This window comes from Streptomyces sp. NPDC090045 (genome assembly GCF_044747975.1).
Classification (GTDB): domain Bacteria; phylum Actinomycetota; class Actinomycetes; order Streptomycetales; family Streptomycetaceae; genus Streptomyces.
In genome coordinates, this window is record NZ_JBIVFA010000012.1 from 225,325 (window position 1) to 241,914 (window position 16,590).

Annotated in this window: 14 protein-coding genes; 4 read left to right on the top strand and 10 right to left on the bottom strand. The window is 73.1% G+C overall.

Annotated elements, in window-relative coordinates:
- Positions 1–352: 352 nt before the first annotated feature.
- Positions 353–1,696, bottom strand: coding sequence for a diaminobutyrate--2-oxoglutarate transaminase family protein (locus tag ACIPYQ_RS28880; RefSeq protein ID WP_401256706.1), 1,344 nt, complete (start codon positions 1,694–1,696; stop codon positions 353–355).
- A 307-nt stretch (positions 1,697–2,003) separates the two neighbouring features.
- Between ACIPYQ_RS28880 and ACIPYQ_RS28885 the strand changes: the two genes are divergently transcribed.
- Positions 2,004–3,173: a trypsin-like serine peptidase gene (locus tag ACIPYQ_RS28885; RefSeq protein WP_401256622.1), complete on the top strand. Its 1,170-nt coding sequence runs from the start codon at positions 2,004–2,006 to the stop codon at positions 3,171–3,173.
- Between the two features lie 140 nt (positions 3,174–3,313).
- Here the strand turns inward: ACIPYQ_RS28885 and hflX are convergent, their stop codons facing one another.
- From hflX to miaA, 6 genes are all read right to left on the bottom strand, one after another.
- Positions 3,314–4,819: a GTPase HflX gene (gene hflX / locus ACIPYQ_RS28890; protein ID WP_401256624.1), complete on the bottom strand. Its 1,506-nt coding sequence runs from the start codon at positions 4,817–4,819 to the stop codon at positions 3,314–3,316.
- A 139-nt stretch (positions 4,820–4,958) separates the two neighbouring features.
- Entirely contained in the window at positions 4,959–6,407 is a 1,449-nt protein-coding gene (locus ACIPYQ_RS28895) for a M1 family metallopeptidase (protein WP_401256625.1), read from the bottom strand.
- 99 nt (positions 6,408–6,506) lie between these two features.
- Positions 6,507–8,588, bottom strand: a complete 2,082-nt coding sequence (locus ACIPYQ_RS28900) for an HD domain-containing protein (RefSeq protein WP_361761164.1) — start codon at positions 8,586–8,588, stop codon at positions 6,507–6,509.
- Positions 8,589–8,728: 140 nt separating this feature from the next.
- Entirely contained in the window at positions 8,729–9,604 is an 876-nt protein-coding gene (gene dapF / locus ACIPYQ_RS28905) for a diaminopimelate epimerase (protein ID WP_401256628.1), read from the bottom strand.
- A 72-nt stretch (positions 9,605–9,676) separates the two neighbouring features.
- Entirely contained in the window at positions 9,677–10,195 is a 519-nt protein-coding gene (locus ACIPYQ_RS28910) for a hypothetical protein (RefSeq protein ID WP_401256630.1), read from the bottom strand.
- A gap of 126 nt (positions 10,196–10,321) precedes the next feature.
- Complete coding sequence (gene miaA, locus ACIPYQ_RS28915; RefSeq protein WP_401256632.1) at positions 10,322–11,260, bottom strand: tRNA (adenosine(37)-N6)-dimethylallyltransferase MiaA; 939 nt, start codon at positions 11,258–11,260, stop codon at positions 10,322–10,324.
- Positions 11,261–11,435: 175 nt separating this feature from the next.
- Between miaA and ACIPYQ_RS28920 the strand changes: the two genes are divergently transcribed.
- Both ACIPYQ_RS28920 and ACIPYQ_RS28925 read left to right on the top strand, forming a co-directional pair.
- Positions 11,436–11,651, top strand: a complete 216-nt coding sequence (locus ACIPYQ_RS28920) for a gliding motility protein (protein WP_362234990.1) — start codon at positions 11,436–11,438, stop codon at positions 11,649–11,651.
- 23 nt (positions 11,652–11,674) lie between these two features.
- Entirely contained in the window at positions 11,675–11,920 is a 246-nt protein-coding gene (locus tag ACIPYQ_RS28925; RefSeq protein WP_327416787.1) for an antitoxin, read from the top strand.
- Positions 11,921–12,006: 86 nt separating this feature from the next.
- Here the strand turns inward: ACIPYQ_RS28925 and ACIPYQ_RS28930 are convergent, their stop codons facing one another.
- Both ACIPYQ_RS28930 and miaB read right to left on the bottom strand, forming a co-directional pair.
- Positions 12,007–12,729 (bottom strand): hypothetical protein, encoded by a 723-nt coding sequence (locus tag ACIPYQ_RS28930; protein WP_361761179.1) that lies wholly within the window; start codon positions 12,727–12,729, stop codon positions 12,007–12,009.
- Between the two features lie 105 nt (positions 12,730–12,834).
- Positions 12,835–14,370 (bottom strand): tRNA (N6-isopentenyl adenosine(37)-C2)-methylthiotransferase MiaB, encoded by a 1,536-nt coding sequence (miaB, locus tag ACIPYQ_RS28935; RefSeq protein ID WP_401256635.1) that lies wholly within the window; start codon positions 14,368–14,370, stop codon positions 12,835–12,837.
- 141 nt (positions 14,371–14,511) lie between these two features.
- Here miaB and ACIPYQ_RS28940 point away from each other — a divergent pair, with 141 nt between their 5' ends.
- Positions 14,512–15,507, top strand: a complete 996-nt coding sequence (locus ACIPYQ_RS28940) for a TAXI family TRAP transporter solute-binding subunit (RefSeq protein ID WP_401256637.1) — start codon at positions 14,512–14,514, stop codon at positions 15,505–15,507.
- Between the two features lie 39 nt (positions 15,508–15,546).
- Here the strand turns inward: ACIPYQ_RS28940 and ACIPYQ_RS28945 are convergent, their stop codons facing one another.
- A complete protein-coding gene (locus ACIPYQ_RS28945; RefSeq protein ID WP_401256639.1) occupies positions 15,547–16,581 on the bottom strand; it encodes an ROK family protein in 1,035 nt (344 codons plus the stop codon).
- Between the last annotated feature and the right edge of the window lie 9 nt (positions 16,582–16,590).

The following is a 16,590-nucleotide window of genomic DNA, read 5'->3' on the forward strand; positions in this document are numbered from 1 at the left end:
AGACACGGCCGAGGCCAGCCGGGGGTCGCGGTCCTCAGTCGGGCGAGGTGACGGGCTCACCGCGGGACCTGGGGTGGCCGCGTCGGGAGACACGGCCGAGGCCAGCCGGGGGTGGTGGTGCTCGGTCGGGCGGGGTGACGGGCTCGTCGCGGAGGCCGGGGTGGGTGGGTGGGGATGGGGGGTCGGCGTTGGGGGCGGGGAGGCGGGGGTGTCGCGTACCGGGGCGGGGGCCGGCGGCGACTGCTGGTGGGTGGGAGCCAGGGGCGATGAGTGGGCAGGCGGGGGTTCCGGGAGGGGGTTCGGGGTGGTGGGGGTGGACTGGTGCGGCTCTGGCATCGCGGGTCCTCGCGGGTCAGTGGGTCCGGCGGGCGGCGGCCGGGATGGCGTCGGCCAGGCGGTCCAGGACCGCCGCGGCCTGCTCGTCGGTCAGGGTCAGCGGAGGGAGCAGGCGGACTACGGCGCCGTGGCGGCCGCCGAGTTCGACGATCAGGCCGCGGTCCAGGCACTCCTGGCGGACGGCGGCGGCGAGGGCCGGTGCGGCGGCCCCGCTCTCGGGATCGACGAGTTCGACGCCGATCATCAAGCCCCGGCCCCGGACGTCCCCCATGCAGGGCTGGCCGGCGGCCAGACCGCGCAGGGCCGTCAGCATCCGCTCGCCGAGGACGGCGGCGCGCTCGGCGAGGCGGTTCTCGCGTACGAAGGCGAGCGTGGCGGTTCCGGCGGCCATGGCGAGCTGGTTGCCGCGGAAGGTTCCGGCATGGGCTCCGGGGGTCCAGACGTCCAGGCCGGCCCGGTACACGATCACCGCGAGCGGCAGGCTGCCGCCGATCGCCTTGGACAGGACCATCACGTCCGGGACCACCCCGGCGTGGTCGACGCCCCAGAAGGCACCGGTGCGGCCGACGCCCGTCTGCACCTCGTCGGCGATCAGCGGGATCCCCCTCGCCGTGGTGATCTCGCGCATCCGGCGCAGCCAGGCGTCCGGGGCGGGAATGACCCCGCCCTCGCCCTGGACGGGTTCGACGATCAGGCCGGCCGGGGCGGGCACCCCTCCCTTGGGGTCGTCCAGCAGGTTCTCCGTCCAGCGTGCGGCGAGTTCGGCGCCCGCGGCGCCGCCTACACCGAACGGGCAGCGGAAGTCCTGCGGGTACGGCAGCCGGGTCACCCGTACGTCCGGAGCGCCGCCCGAGGCGTCCAGCGCCCCGGCGGTCATGCCGTGGTAGGCCCCGGTGAAGGCGAGCAGCCCGGACCGCCCGGTCGCGGTGCGCACCAGTTTGAGGGCGGCCTCCACGGCGTCCGTACCGGCCGGCCCGCAGAACTGGACGCGCGCGTCGGCTGCCAGCGCCGGCGGCAGGTTGGTGAACAGCTCGGTGGTGAAGGCGTCCTTGACCGGGGTCGCGAGGTCGAGCACGTGCAGCGGGGCCCCCGAGTCGAGGACCCCCCGGACGGCTTCGAGCACCACCGGGTGGTTGTGCCCGAGGGCGAGGGTGCCCGCGCCGGAGAGGCAGTCGAGGTAGCGCCGGCCGTCGGCGCCCTCGATGGTCAGTCCCCGGGCCCGCACCGGGACGATGGGCAGGGAGCGCGCGTACGTACGGGCGGCGGACTCCCGTTGTGCCTGCCTGCGCAGGATCCCGTCGGCGGCGACGGAGTCGCCGCGTTCGCCCCGGCCCGGTACCCGGCCGCCCTGTGGCGGCACTTGGGGTGCGTCCTGCGGCGGGATCTGTGTCGCGGCCGCCGCCGCGGCCGGCTCGGTCAAAGCCACGAGTGTCGGTCCTCCCGCACTGAACGCTCTTCCGGATTGCGCCTCGAACACCAACGCTGCTCCCCCATCCCCCGTACGTACCAACGACGGTGACGGCGACGGATCACGGGTGGCCCCAAGATCCTTGCCGGGCCCGGGGCGAGCGACAGGAACCACGGCCCCGGGCTGTGTCGTCCTCGGCGGCAGCGGCATAGTGGGGGGCTGCACTCCACGCCTCGAAACCACCAGGGGGACGAACGACATGCGACCGAACCGACCGGTCACCGCGATCCTGTGCGCGGCCGCGCTCGCGCTGACCGCAGCTGCCTGCGGCCCCGGCGACGAGGAGGCCGGCGGCGACGCCAAGCCGACCGTGGCGGCGAGCCTTCCGAACCCGGACGGGATCAAGATCCCGGACCAGCTCAAGGAGAAGCTCAAAGAGCGCGGCATCGACCTGGAGAAGTGGAAGGGGGGTGAGTGGAAGAACTGGAAGCAGGAGGACTGGCTCCGCGAGGCGGGCGACTACATCAACCCGATCATCGAGGGCCTGTGGGACCCGGACCGCATGCGTGACGCCGAGCAGCCGCAGCGCCCGTCCGTCGACCCGGACGCGGGCAAGGACCAGGGCGTCACCGACCCGACCCCGGCCCCGGTGACGGCCAAGCCGGCGAGCGCGCCCTACCACCAGAGCGTTCCGGAGTCCGGAAAGGTCTTCTTCGACGGGCCCGAGGGTTCGATGGTCTGCTCCGCGACCGTGGTCAAGGACCCGGCTCACCCCGGCAAGTCGAACATGGTCTGGACCGCGGGCCACTGCGTGCACGCGGGCAAGTCCGGCGGCTGGTACCGCAACATCGCCTTCGTCCCGTCCTACAACAACGCGGGCAAGCCCTCGGCGCAGCTCAAGGGCACGCCCCGCGAGCAGGTGGCCCCGTACGGCGTCTGGTGGAGCGACTGGGCGCAGACCTCGGACCAGTGGATCGCGACCGGCGGTCCGACCGGCGGCGCGGGTGCGCCGTTCGACTTCGCGGTGCTGCACGTGACGCCCGAGAAGGGCAGCGGCAAGTCCCTGGAGGAGACGGTCGGTTCCGCGCTCCCGGTGGAGTTCGCCGCGCCGGCCGTGCCCAAGGTCGCGAGCATCACGGCGACCGGCTACCCGGCGGCGGCTCCGTTCGACGGCCAGAAGGCCTTCCAGTGCACGGACAAGCCGGGCCGGCTGTCGCTGAACGCGACCGACCCGGCGATGTACCGCATCGGCTGCACCATGACCGGTGGTTCCTCCGGTGGCGGCTGGGTCGCGGCGGGTGCCGACGGCAAGCCTGCGCTGGTGTCGAACACCTCGATCGGCCCGGCCAAGGCGGGCTGGCTGGCCGGACCCCGGCTGGGTCCGGAGGCGAAGGGCGTCTTCGAGGCCGTGAGCCGCAAGTTCAAGTAGTTCCTGTTCCGCCCCTGCCCACACCGCTGGGCAGGGGCGAACGACCGAGGGCCCCCTGCACAGTGCAGGGGGCCCTCGCCCGTCAAGCCGTCAAGCCGTCAAGCCGTCAAGCCGTCACAGCATCAAGCCCTACGGCCTGCTCACCGCTTCGCGAGCGCGTACGGCGCCAGGTCCGCCGCCAGCTCCTGGTGGACCCGCGCCCTGAGCAGGGTGCCGTCCGGGGTGTGCTCCTCGGAGATCACCTCGCCCTCGGCGTGCGCCTTGGCGACCAGCGAGCCGCGCGTGTACGGCACCATGGCCTCCACCTCGACCTCGGGCCGCGGCAGCTCGGAGTCGATGAGCGCGAGGAGTTCCTCGATGCCCAGCCCCGTCCGCGCCGATACTGCGATCGAGTGCCGCTCGATCCGCAGCAGCCGCTGCAGGACGAGCGGATCCGCGGCGTCGGCCTTGTTGATCACCACGATCTCGGGCACGTTGACCGCGCCGACCTCGCGGATCACCTCGCGCACCGCCGCCAGCTGCTCCTCCGGCGCCGGGTGCGAGCCGTCCACGATGTGCAGGATGAGGTCGGAGTCGCCGACCTCCTCCATCGTGGAGCGGAACGCCTCGACGAGGTGGTGCGGCAGGTGCCGGACGAAGCCGACCGTGTCGGCCAGGGTGTAGACCCGGCCGCTGGGCGTCTCGGCCCGGCGCACGGTCGGGTCGAGGGTGGCGAACAGTGCGTTCTCCACCAGGACGCCCGCGCCCGTGAGGCGGTTGAGCAGCGAGGACTTGCCCGCGTTGGTGTAGCCGGCGATGGCGACCGAGGGCACCTTGTTGCGGCGCCGTTCCTGCCGCTTGATGTCGCGGCCGGTCTTCATCTCCGCGATCTCCCGGCGCATCTTCGCCATCTTCTCGCGAATCCGTCGCCGGTCGGTCTCGATCTTGGTCTCACCGGGGCCTCGGGTGGCCATGCCGCCACCGCTGCCGCCACCCATCTGACGGGACAGCGAGGCACCCCAGCCGCGCAGTCGCGGCAGCATGTACTGCATCTGCGCGAGGGCGACCTGCGCCTTGCCCTCTCGGGACTTGGCGTGCTGGGCGAAGATGTCGAGGATGAGGGCGGTCCGGTCGACCACCTTCACCTTGACGACGTCCTCGAGGGCGATGAGCTGGCCGGGGCTGAGCTCGCCGTCGCAGACGACGGTGTCGGCCCCGCTCTCCATGACGATGTCACGCAGCTCGCGCGCCTTGCCCGAACCGATGAAGGTGGCCGGGTCCGGCTTGTCGCGGCGCTGGATCACGCCGTCGAGTACGAGAGCACCCGCGGTCTCGGCGAGGGCGGCGAGCTCCGCGAGGGAGTTCTCCGCGTCGTTCACCGTGCCGGAGGTCCAGACACCGACGAGAACGACGCGCTCGAGGCGCAGCTGCCGGTACTCGACCTCGGTGACGTCTTCGAGCTCGGTGGAGAGGCCGGCCACGCGGCGCAGCGCCGCGCGCTCGGAGCGTTCGAACTGCTCGCCGTCCCGGTCTCCGTCGATCTTGTGGCTCCAGGCGACGTCCTCTTCCATCAGGGCATCGGCCCGAAGGCTCTCGGTGAAGCTCTGCGAGTCCGGCACGTCCTGTGCGTCCCGCGCGTCCTGGGAAGGGGAAGAAGAGGAGGTCATTGGATCCTTACGTCGATTCGAATAGCACTGGCACGTGAACAGGCACGTTAACTGTCACGTCCAACGTGTCACACCGCCGGGGGATTCCCCGAACGGCCCCGTCGATGGTGACATGCCCGTTCCTCACCGGTCACACCCTTTATTTGCGGGACGCGGCGGGGGTGCTCCACTCCGGGTGCCCGGGCATCGCCGGGGTGGTCTTGCCGTACAGCCAGGGCTGCAGGAAGGCCCCGAGGTCCCGGCCGGCCTCCTCCGAGGCCATGCGTACGAAGTCGGCCGTGCCCGCGACCCCGTCCCGGTACTGCGACACCCAGCGCCGCTCCAGCCGGTCGAAGGCCTCGGTGCCGATCTCCTGCCGCAGGGCATAGAGGATCAGCGCGGACCCGTCGTAGACCACCGGCCGGAAAAGCCCGATCTTCTCGCCGGGCGCGGCGGGCTTCGGGGCGGCCGGGGGGCCGCCCGCCGCCCGCCACTGGTCGGAGCGCTGGTACGCCTCGCGCATGCGCCGCTCCAGGGAGTACTTGCCGAGCCCGTCCGCGTACAGGGCCTCGTACCAGGTGGCGTGTCCCTCATTGAGCCACAGGTCGGACCAGGTCAGCGGGGTGACGCTGTCGCCGAACCACTGGTGGGCGAGCTCGTGGACCATCACGGACTCGACGTACCACTCGGGGTAGCCCTCGCCCGCGAACAGGCTGTGCTCGAAGAGGGAGAGGGTCTGGGTCTCCAGCTCGAAACCGGTCGTCGCCCGCGCGATCAGGACCCCGTAGTTCTCGAAGGGGTAGCGGCCGACCCGCTCCTCCATCCACGCGATGTGCCCCGCGGTCTTCTTCAGCCAGGGCTCCAGCCGCTCCCGGTCCGCCGCGGGGACGACGTCGCGCAGCGGCAGCCCGTGCGGGCCGGTGCCGTGCACGACGGCGGACTTGCCCACCGAGACCTGGGCCAGTTCGGTGGCCATGGGGTGCCGGGTCCGGTACGTCCACGTCTTCGAGGAGCCGAAGCGCATCGCGGGGAGCACCTGCACGCCGTTGGCGACGGCCGTGAGCCCGGGCGGGGCGGTGATCCGGAAGGTGAAGAGGGCCTTGTCGGCGGGGTGGTCGTTGCAGGGGAACACGCGGTGGGCGGCGTCGGCCTGGTTGGCCATGGCCAGGCCGTCCTCGGTGGGCACCCAGCCGCCGTCCCCGCGTCCGCGCGGGTCGCTGGTGTGGCGGACGGTGATGTGCAGCGGCCCGTTGTCCGCCACCGTCCGCGCGGGGGTCAGCACGAGGTCCTCCCCCACGCTCTCGAACCGGGCCGGCTCCCCGTTGACCTCGGCGGACGCCACCTTGCCGTGGGTGAAGTCCAGGTTGATCCGCTCCAGCGGCTCGAGCGCACGGGCGTCGATGACGGTGACCGCGTCGAGCGGGGTCCGGTTGTCCTTGTACGCGAAGGACAGGTCGTACGAGAGCACGTCGTACCCGGGGTTCCCGAGCTCGGGGAACAGCGTGTCGCCGATGCCCAACGCCTTCGGCGGGGGCAGTACGGCGGCGACGAGGGTCAGGGAGGCCGCGGCGAGCAGAGCGGCGCGCAGGCGGGGGGAGGAGAGCTGCATCCACCACCGCTTACCAGCGCCCGCCACACGGCCGCGTACGGCGCGCGACGATTCCACCCGAACGGGGCCGTCCCGGCCTACGCCGGGCGTAGGTGCGGCCTACGCCCGGCGTACGTCGTACACGCCCGGTACGTCCCGCATCGCGCGCATCAGCGCGGGCAGTCCGGCCGCGTCCGGCAGCTGCAGGGTGTAGGTGTGCCGGACCCGCTGCTCGACCGGGGGTTCCACGGTCGCGGAGACCACCTCGACCCCTTCGCGGGCGATGGCCTCGGTGAGGTCGGCCAGCAGGTGCGGGCGGCCGAACGATTCGGCGAGCAGGGTGACCCGGCAGTCGGCCGTGGCCCGCCAGTGCACGGCGACGGAGGTGCGCCCCACGGCGCGCATCTGCGCGACCGCCGCGCACTGGATGCGGTGGACGGTGACGGCCCCGCCGCGGACGAGGAAGCCGGCGACGGCGTCGGGCGGCACCGGGGTGCAGCACCCGGCGAGCCGCACGGTGGCGTCCGGCAGGTCGGCGACCGCGTTGCCCCCGCCTCCCCGGGCGCCGACCACCGACAGGGGCGCCCGCGCGGCGGAGGTGGTGGACATCGCCCGGTCGGGATGGGATTCGAGCCAGCTGCTGATGGCGATCCGGGCGGCCGGGGTCCGCGCGTGGTCCAGCCATTCGGCGGCCGGCCCCGAGGAGGCGTCCTGCGCGAGCAGCAGCTGCACGGTGTCGCCGTCGGACAGCGGGGAGGACAGGGAGGTGAGGCGCCCGTTGACCCGGGCGCCGATACAGCCGTGGGCCGCCTCGCCGTGCTGGGCGTAGGCGGCGTCGATACAGCTGGCCCCGGCGGGCAGGCCCAGCGTGCCCCCGTCGGCCCGGAACACGGTGATCTCCCGGTCCTGGGCCAGTTCCGCGCGGAGCACGCTCCAGAAGGTGTCGGGGTCGGGTGCGGACTGCTGCCAGTCGAGCAGCCGGGAGAGCCAGCCGGGCCGGGTGGGGTCCACCCGCTCCTCGTCGGGGTCGGCGGCGGTGTCGGGCGTCGCGGTGACGTACGGGTTGCCGAGCGCCACCACGCCGGCCTCCGCGACGCGGTGCATCTGCCGGGTCCGCACGATGACCTCGGCCACGTACCCCTCGGGCGTGGCGACGGCGGTGTGCAACGACTGGTAGAGGTTGAACTTCGGGGTGGCGATGAAGTCCTTGAACTCGGAGACGACCGGGGTGAAGCAGGTGTGCAGCTCCCCGAGCACCCCGTAGCAGTCGGCGTTCTCGCCGACGAGGACGAGGATGCGGCCGAAGTCGGAGCCGCGGAGCTCGCCGCGGGTCCGGGCGATCCGGTGCACGGAGACGAAGTGCCGCGGCCGGACCTGTACCTCGGCGGCGATGCCGGCGTCGCGCAGGACGGCCCGTACGGAGTCGGCGATGGCGGGCAGCGGGTCGCGTTCCCCGGCGTGGGCCGCGATGAGCGCGCGGGTGCTCTCGTACTCCTCGGGGTGCAGGATCGCGAAGACGAGGTCTTCCAGCTCGGTCTTCAGGGCCTGGACGCCGAGCCGTTCGGCCAGCGGGATGAGGACGTCGCGGGTGACCTTGGCGATGCGGGCCTGTTTCTCGGGGCGCATCACGCCCAGGGTGCGCATGTTGTGCAGCCGGTCGGCGAGTTTGATGGACATGACGCGGACGTCGTTGCCGGTGGCGACGAGCATCTTGCGGAAGGTCTCGGGTTCGGCGGCGGCGCCGTAGTCGATCTTCTCGACCTTGGTGACCCCGTCGACGATGAAGCAGACCTCGTCGCCGAACTCCGCACGGACCTGATCGAGGGTCACCTCGGTGTCCTCGACGGTGTCGTGGAGCAGAGAGGCCGTCAGGGTGGTGGTCTCGGCCCCGAGTTCGGCGAGGATCAGGGTCACGGCGAGCGGATGTGTGATGTACGGCTCACCACTTTTTCTCATCTGACCGCGGTGCGAGGTCTCCGCGAGGAGGTACGCCCTTCGCAGAAGGGACAGATCGGCGTCCGGATGGTGGGCGCGGTGGGCCTCGGCAACGTGGCCGATGGCGTCCGGAAGCCGGTCCCGGGACGTGGGCCCGAGCAGGGCCGCGCGGCCGAGCCGGCGCAGATCGAGCCTGGTCCGGCCCCGTCTGCGGAGCTCAGGGCGCGCTTCGGGGTGTGCTTCGGGGTTCGTGGCCTCTGCACTCATGGGCACCTCCGGCGGCTTCGACCGGCGGTGGCGGGCATGGGGTGAGCCCTCAGGGCCGGTGCCTGATGTTACCGACCCCACCACGTGGCGCAGTCCACCTCTCGCTCAGCGTGAAACGGATCACCCATTAGAGGGAAGCTTCAGGCGAAGGCCGTTTCGGTGAGCCAGGCCCCGTCGAACTCGCCCGCGGCCACGATCACGGCCGGTCCGGTCATGTCGATCTGCCCGTCGGGGTGTTCCGTGATGTGCAGGGTGCCGCCGGGGAGGTCGACGGTGTACGTGACCGGTGCGCCGGTGACGGCGGGGTCCACGCCGTCGCGGCGGATGGTGGCCACGGCGACGGCGCAGGCGCCGGTGCCGCAGGAGCGGGTCTCGCCGGAGCCGCGCTCGTGGACGCGCATGGCGACGTGCCGGGGGCCGCGGTCGACGACGAACTCGACGTTGACACCCGTCGGGTAGGCGGACGCCGGGCTGAAGGGCGGGGCGGTGTAGAGGTTCCCGGCGTCGTCGAGGCTTTCAACGAAGGCCACGGCGTGCGGGTTCCCCATGTTCACGTTGCGCGCGGGCCAGCTCCGGGAGCCGACGCTGACCGTGACCTCGCCCTCGGGGAGTTCGGCGCGGCCCATGGAGACGGTGACGTCGCCGGCCTTGTCGAGGTGGACCCGCTTGATCCCGCCGCGGGTGGCGACGGCCAGGTCTCCGGGCTCGACGTGGCCGGCGAAGTGGAGGTAGCGGGCGAAGACGCGCACGCCGTTGCCGCACATCTCGGCGATGGAGCCGTCGCTGTTGCGGTAGTCCATGAACCACTCCGCCTCGCCGGCGAGGTGTGCCGCCTCCGGGTGCGCAGCGGACCGGACGACGTGCAGGACGCCGTCCGCACCGATGCCCGCCCGCCGGTCGCACAGCCTAGCGACCGCTGACGCGGGCAGTTCGATGGCGTTGTCCGGGTCCGGGATGATCACGAAGTCGTTCTCGGTCCCGTGGCCCTTGAAGAAGGAGAGGGTGCGCTGCGTCACCCGCTCATGGTACCGAGGCCCAGCTCAGCGGCGGCGCACCGTCCAGTACGCGGACCACTGCGGGAGGGCTGGTCAGCGCAGCCGGGCGACCCGGTACACGGCCAGGCTCACGACGGCCAGCGCGATCACGGCGTACAGCGCGGCCATGCGCCAGTCCGGGCGGCGGCCGCTGCCCCGGGCCGGGAGCCCGGGCCACGTGTAGCCGACCCGGCGGGCGGCCATCATGCCCCAGCCTCCGGCGCAGCAGCTGATCAGGAAGCCGAGCATGGCGACCACGGCTCCGCCGTCGCCGAACTCGAAGGCGAGCGGGAAGGCGAACATCAGGGAGCCGGCGGCGGCGAGCATGACGATGGGGGCGATCTGCCACAGGCGCAGGCGGCGCTGCGGGCGCAGCTCGACCTCGAACGCGGGGCCTGCGGCCGCCTCGGCCTCGGCCGTGTCCGGGGTGTCCGGGCCGTCGGGGGTCAGCCGCGCGGGATCCGCGGGCAGCCCGAGGCCTGCGGGCCCGTCCGTCCCGTCGAGAAGCGTCGGATCCGCTTCCCGCCGGGTGTCGTCCCGCCCGGTGTCGCGAGGGCCGGCCTCCATCGCCACGCGCCCTCCCCACTCGGACTCAGTGCGCCGCCATTCACCGCAGGTGACCGCACCCGCAGAAGTTTGATGATGGCACGCTCCCGGCCCCGCAACGGGCGCCCGGGGCGTCCCGATGCCATCACGTGATCAGGCTGTGACCGCTCGTTCGACCAACGACTGCGCGAGTCCGGGGAGTTCCCCCCGGTCGGCGGCGGCTCCGCTGAGCCAGTGGACGCGCGGGTCGCGGCGGAACCAGGAGTCCTGGCGGCGGGCGAACCGCTTGGTCGCCCGGACGGTCTCCGCCCTGGCCTCGTCCTCGGTGCAGTCGCCGGCGAGCGCGGCGAGCACCTGCTGGTAGCCGAGCGCCCTGGAAGCGGTGATTCCGTCGCGCAGTCCGCGGGCTTCCAGCGCGCGGACCTCGTCCACCAGCCCGGCCTCCCACATCCGGTCCACGCGCAGCGCGATCCGCTCGTCGAGTTCCGGCCGGGCGACGTCGACGCCGATCTGGACGGTGTCGTAGACGGACTCGTGGCCGGGCAGATTGGCGGTGAAGGGGCGTCCGGTGATCTCGATGACCTCCAGCGCGCGGACGATGCGGCGGCCGTTGCTGGGCAGGATGGCCCGGGCCGCGGCCGGGTCGGCGGCGGCGAGGCGGGCGTGCAGGGCGCCGGAGCCGCGCAGCGTGAGCTCTTCCTCCAGCCGGGCACGGACCTCGGGGTCGGTGCCGGGGAACTCCATGACGTCCAGGGCGCCCCGGACGTACAGGCCGGAGCCGCCGACGAGGACGGGCGTGCGGCCCTCGGCGAGCAGTTTGTCGATCTCCAGGCGGGCCAGGCGCTGGTACTCGGCCACGTTGGCGGTGTCGGTGACGTCCCAGATGTCGAGGAGGTGGTGCGGGACTCCGCCGCGCTCCTCGGTCGTCAGCTTGGCGGTGCCGATGTCCATCCCCCGGTACAGCTGCATGGAGTCGGCGTTGACGACTTCGCCGTCGAATCGGCGGGCCAGGGCGACGCCCAGGTCGGACTTTCCTGCCGCGGTGGGACCGACGACGGCGATGACCCGCGGGGCGGGGGGTGCTTTCCTCACCGCCCCAGTCTCGCAAACACCACAGCATGTACCCGATCGAGTTACGTGACGGGGTGCGGGCGGGGTCGTTGCCCTGGCGAGGTTCCGGCCCGGCATGCGCCCTGCGTACGCCCGGCGGAGGCCGGTCCGGCCAAGGCGGAACTTCACTCACACGAGTAGCGTTATGGGAGTAGACATGGGCGTTTTTGATCGGTTTTTTCGTCGTAAGGAAGAGGCTGCGACCGAGGAGGTCGCTGCCGAGGCCCTGACGGCGGAGTCCGGTGCGGCCGAAGAGGCCGAGGCCGGGCCGGCTGTTGCGGAGGCCCCGGCGGCGGAAGCCGTGGAGATCCCGAAGCAGCAGTCGGCCGAGGTGGCCGCGGACAGCGAAGCCGGTGAGGGCGCCCGCACGTAGCGACCGCCAACGGAAGGTGACCCATGGGCCTGCTGGACAATCTGAAGGCCAAGCTCGCTCCGGCGAAGGAGAAGGTCGAGGGCCTCGCGCAGCAGCACGAGGGCAAGATCGGCGAGGGTCTGGACAAGGTGGCCAAGGCCGTGGACTCCAAGACCCACGGCAAGTACAGCGACCGGATCACGAGCGGTACGGGCAAGGCGAAGGACGCCCTGGGCAAGATCGCGCACAAGGACGCCCCCGGCGGTACGACGCCGCCGACCACCTCCTGACGCGATTCCGGAAGGGGCGCGGGACCAACGGCTGCCGCCGGTCCCGCGCCCCTTCGGCATCTCCGGGGGCTGTCCAAGCCCCGGCGCTATGACCAGGCGGCCACGAAGTAGCCGACCCCGTACGGCGCGTCCTCGTACAGCAGGCGGCCTTCGAGGCCCGCTCCCTCGGCTGCGCCCGCCAGCACCTGCCAGGGGGCCCGGCCGGCGGCCTGGAGTTCGGCCGCGAGTTCGGCGTCGAGCGCGGCGAGGGCGGCCGTGTCGGCGGCGCCCAGGGCGCGGGCCGCGGCCGCGTCGAAGCCGGCGGCGCGCTCGTCGAGGTAGCCGGGGGCCTTGAGGGTCCGGCAGGCGCTGCCGTCCCCGAGGACCAGCATGGCCACGCGTTCGGCGGAACCGCCCAGGTCCGCGCCGAGCAGGCCGCAGCCGCTCGGGGCGAGGTCCGCGGCGACGGCCACACCGGCGACCGGGGCGGCCGCCCAGCGGGCCTGGCCGAGCAACCAGCCGGCCACCGCGAGGGAAGCCGGCAGGGTGTCCCCGGTGGCGTGGCCGCTCGGCGGTTCGCCCAGGTCGGGGCCCAGGGTGACGGTCAGGTCCACGCCGAACCCGGCGAAGCCGCCGGGGGTGCCCTGGTCGTACGCGCCGCCCTCGGCGGCGGCGCCGACGACGACCAGCAGGTCGGGCCGGGAGGCGGCGAGCACCGCCAGCGCGTCGGAGCAGGCGGTGCGGGCGTCGCCGAGTTCGGCGGCGGCCCCCGCGGCGACCTCCGGCACGAGCAGGGGCGGGGCGGGACAGACGGCGGCGGCTACGAGCATGATCCGCAGCCTAACGCCAGCGTGGCCTGGGCAGGGCGGGCGGTGCCGCTTGGCCGTGCCCGCCTGCGCCGTCAAGACCTGGGGCTCCGCCCCAGACCCCACGCCTCAAACGCCGGCGGGGCTGGAGTCGGTCACCGCGCAGCCCGATGTGGTGGCCGGGAGGGGGGACGGGACGCCGAGGGTGGGGATGCCGAGCATGACGCCCGCGGGCTGGGCCGGGGCGGCGTTGCGCTTCTCCCAGGCGTCGCCGGCGCGGGTGCGGCGCACGGTCAGCGTCGGGCCCTCGGCCAGGAGGTGGTGCGGGGCCGCGTAGGTGATGTCCACGGTGACCACGTCACCCGGGCGGACCTCCGCCTCCGGCTTCGTGAAGTGGACCAGGCGGTTGTCGGGGGCGCGGCCCGACAGGCGGTGCGTGGCGCCGTCCTTGCGGCCCTCGCCCTCCGCGACCATGACCTCCAGGGTGCGGCCGACCTGCTTCTTGTTCTCCTCCCAGGAGATCTCCTCCTGGAGGGCGACCAGGCGCATGTAGCGGTCCTGGACGACCTCCTTGGGGATCTGCCCCTCCATGTCGGCGGCGGGGGTGCCGGGCCGCTTGGAGTACTGGAAGGTGAAGGCGTTCGCGAAGCGGGCCTCGCGCACCGCGTGCATCGTCTGCTGGAAGTCCTCCTCCGTCTCACCGGGGAAGCCCACGATGATGTCGGTGGAGATCGCGGCGTGCGGGATCGCGGCGCGGACCTTCTCGATGATGCCGAGGAAGCGCTCCTGCCGGTACGAGCGGCGCATCGCCTTGAGGATCGGGTCCGAGCCGGACTGCAGCGGCATGTGCAGCTGCGGCATCACGTTCGGGGTCTCGGCCATGGCCGCGATCACGTCGTCGGTGAAGTCGCGCGGGTGCGGGGAGGTGAAGCGGACCCGCTCGAGGCCCTCGATCTGGCCGCAGGCGCGCAGCAGCTTGGAGAAGGCCTCGCGGTCGCCCAGGTCGGAGCCGTAGGCGTTCACGTTCTGGCCGAGCAGGGTGATCTCCGAGACGCCCTCGGCGACCAGGGCCTCCACCTCGGCGAGGATGTCGCCGGGCCGGCGGTCCTCCTCCTTGCCGCGCAGCGCCGGGACGATGCAGAAGGTGCAGGTGTTGTTGCAGCCGACGGAGATCGAGACCCAGGCGGCGTACGCGGACTCGCGGCGGGTCGGGAGCGTGGAGGGGAAGGCCTCCAGCGACTCGGCGATCTCGACCTGCGCCTCTTCCTGGATGCGGGCGCGCTCCAGCAGCACGGGGAGCTTGCCGATGTTGTGCGTACCGAAGACGACGTCGACCCAGGGGGCCTTCTTGACGATCGTGTCGCGGTCCTTCTGGGCGAGGCAGCCGCCGACGGCGATCTGCATGCCGGGGCGCTTCGTCTTCATCGGGGCCAGCCGGCCCAGGTTGCCGTACAGCTTGTTGTCGGCGTTCTCGCGGACCGCGCAGGTGTTGAAGACCACGACGTCGGCGTCGCCGTCGGAGCCCTCGGGCGCCCGGACGTAGCCGGCGTCCTCCAGCAGACCGGAGAGCCGCTCGGAGTCGTGCACGTTCATCTGGCACCCGTAGGTGCGCACCTCGTAGCTTCGCTTCTCGTCCACTGCCTGGCTCCGGTCGCTGCTGGTCATGGAACAAGGGTAGGCGGTACCCGGGAGCCCTCCGCTCCCGCGTGCGGCCGGCCGCGGGGAGGCGGCCGGGGGGGGACCGGGGCGGGGGCCCGGGCGGCCCGCGCCGTGACAGGACGGCGGACGGGTGGCAGGATCGCGGACATGCCTCTCGTACCGCCCCGGATCAGCAGGCGCCACGCCCTGCGGGTCCTGGTGGCCGTACTGGCCGTGCTCGGCGTCCTGACCTGGTGGCTCAAGCCCTTCGGGGAGCCGGAACTGCAGGGCGAGCTGACCTTCAGCACGGGCGCGCGGACCGGGGTCTACCACCGGTACGGGCAGCTGCTGCAGCAGGCGCTCGGACGGGACGTGCCCGGGGTGGACGTCCGGCTGGAGACCAGCGAGGGCTCGCAGGAGAACCTGAAGCGGGTGGCCTCCGGTGAGGCGGACTTCACGGTGGCGACGGCGGACGCGGTCGCCAAGTACCAGCTCGACGGGAAGCCGCGCGCGGACCTGCTGCGCGGGGTCGCCCGGCTCTACGACGACTACGTGCAGCTGGTCGTGCCCGCCGACTCCCCGGTGCAGTCGGCCCGGGACCTGCGGGGCAAGCGGGTCGCGATAGGCCAGCCGGGGTCCGGGGTGCGGCTCGTCTCGGATCGGCTGCTCAGGGCGGCCGGGCTGGACCCGGTGCTGGACATCACTCCGGTGTCCATCGGCATCGACACGATGCCGGGCGAGCTGGAGGCCGGCCGGATCGACGCCTTCTTCTGGTCCGGTGGCCTGCCGACGAACGCGGTGCGCGAGCTGTCCGAGCGGTACCAGATCCGGCTCGTGCAGCTCGGCGACCTGGTGGAGGAGCTGCAGGGCAGTGGCAGCCCGGCACGCTACTACCGGACGGCGGTCATGCCGCAGGACGCGTACGCGCGGGCGCGCAACACCAGCGCGGTGACGACCCTGGCCGTGCCGAACCTGCTGGTGACCACGGCGGACACGGACCCCGAGCTGACGGAGCAGCTGACGCGGACGGTGATCCTCGGCCGCGACCTGGTCGGGCGCGAGGTGCACGCGGCCCAGCTGGTGGACCTGCGGACGGCGATCTACACCGATCCCCTGGAGCTGCACGAGGGCGCGGGCCGGTACTACCGGTCGGTCAAGCCCTGACGTCCCCCTACGCGGACGGAGTCCTACGAGGACGGAGCGCTACGGGGACGGGGGCGACGGCAGCAGCATCGTCGCCGCGGCGGCCGCGCCGATCAGGCCCGCGTGGGTGCCCAGGGTCGCCGGGACCACCTGGAGCTCCTTGACGAAGGAGAGCGTGGCGTAGGCCGCGAGGTGGGTGCGGATCGGGGCGAAGAGGATGTCGCCGGAGGCGGCGACCCCACCGCCGATGACGGCGATGTCCGTTTCGACGAGGGTCGCGGTGGCGGCGATGGCCGCGGCCAGCGCACGCCCCGCGCGGTCGAAGGCGGCCAGGGCGACCGGGTCGCCCGCGGCGGCGGCCGCGGCCACGCCGGCGGCCGAGGCGTCCCGCGTGCTCCCCGCGCCGTTCCCGCTGCTCACGCCGGCCTCCGGGGTCCAGCCCTGGTCCCGGGCCCAGCGGGCGATCGCCGTGCCGGAGGCGATCGACTCGACGCAGCCGCGGCTGCCGCAGACGCACGGTTCGCCGTCGAAGGCCACGCTCATGTGGCCGATGTGGCCCGCATTGCCCGTGGGGCCGGGGTGCAGCTGGTTGTTCAGGATGAGTCCGCCGCCCACGCCCGTGGAGACGACCATGCAGAGCGCGTTCGAATGCCCCCGGGCCGCCCCCAGCCAGTGCTCGGCGGCGGTCATCGCCACGCCGTCCCCGGCCAGTACGGTCGGCAGTTCGGCCCCGTGCGCGGCGAGCTCCGCCGCCACCCGGGCCTGGACCGGGAACTCCCGCCACGCCCCGATGTTCACCGGGCTGACCGTGCCCCGTGAGGTGTCCACCGGGCCCGCGCTGCCGATCCCGCAGCGGACCGCCGAGGCCCAGAGCGGGGAGCCGGACAGGTCGGCGACGACCTCGGTCACCGCCGCCATGACGCCCTCCGCGTCCGCTCCGCGCGGGGTCGCCCGGCGGGTGGTGGCGGTCATCGTGCCGTCGGGGTGCACCAGCGCACCGGCGATCTTCGTACCGCCGATGTCGATCGCCACCGTCGGGCCGGTTGCCGCGGCGGCGGCGCGCGGTGCGGGGAAGGGGGCGGTGGGGGTGATCACGGTGGCGGC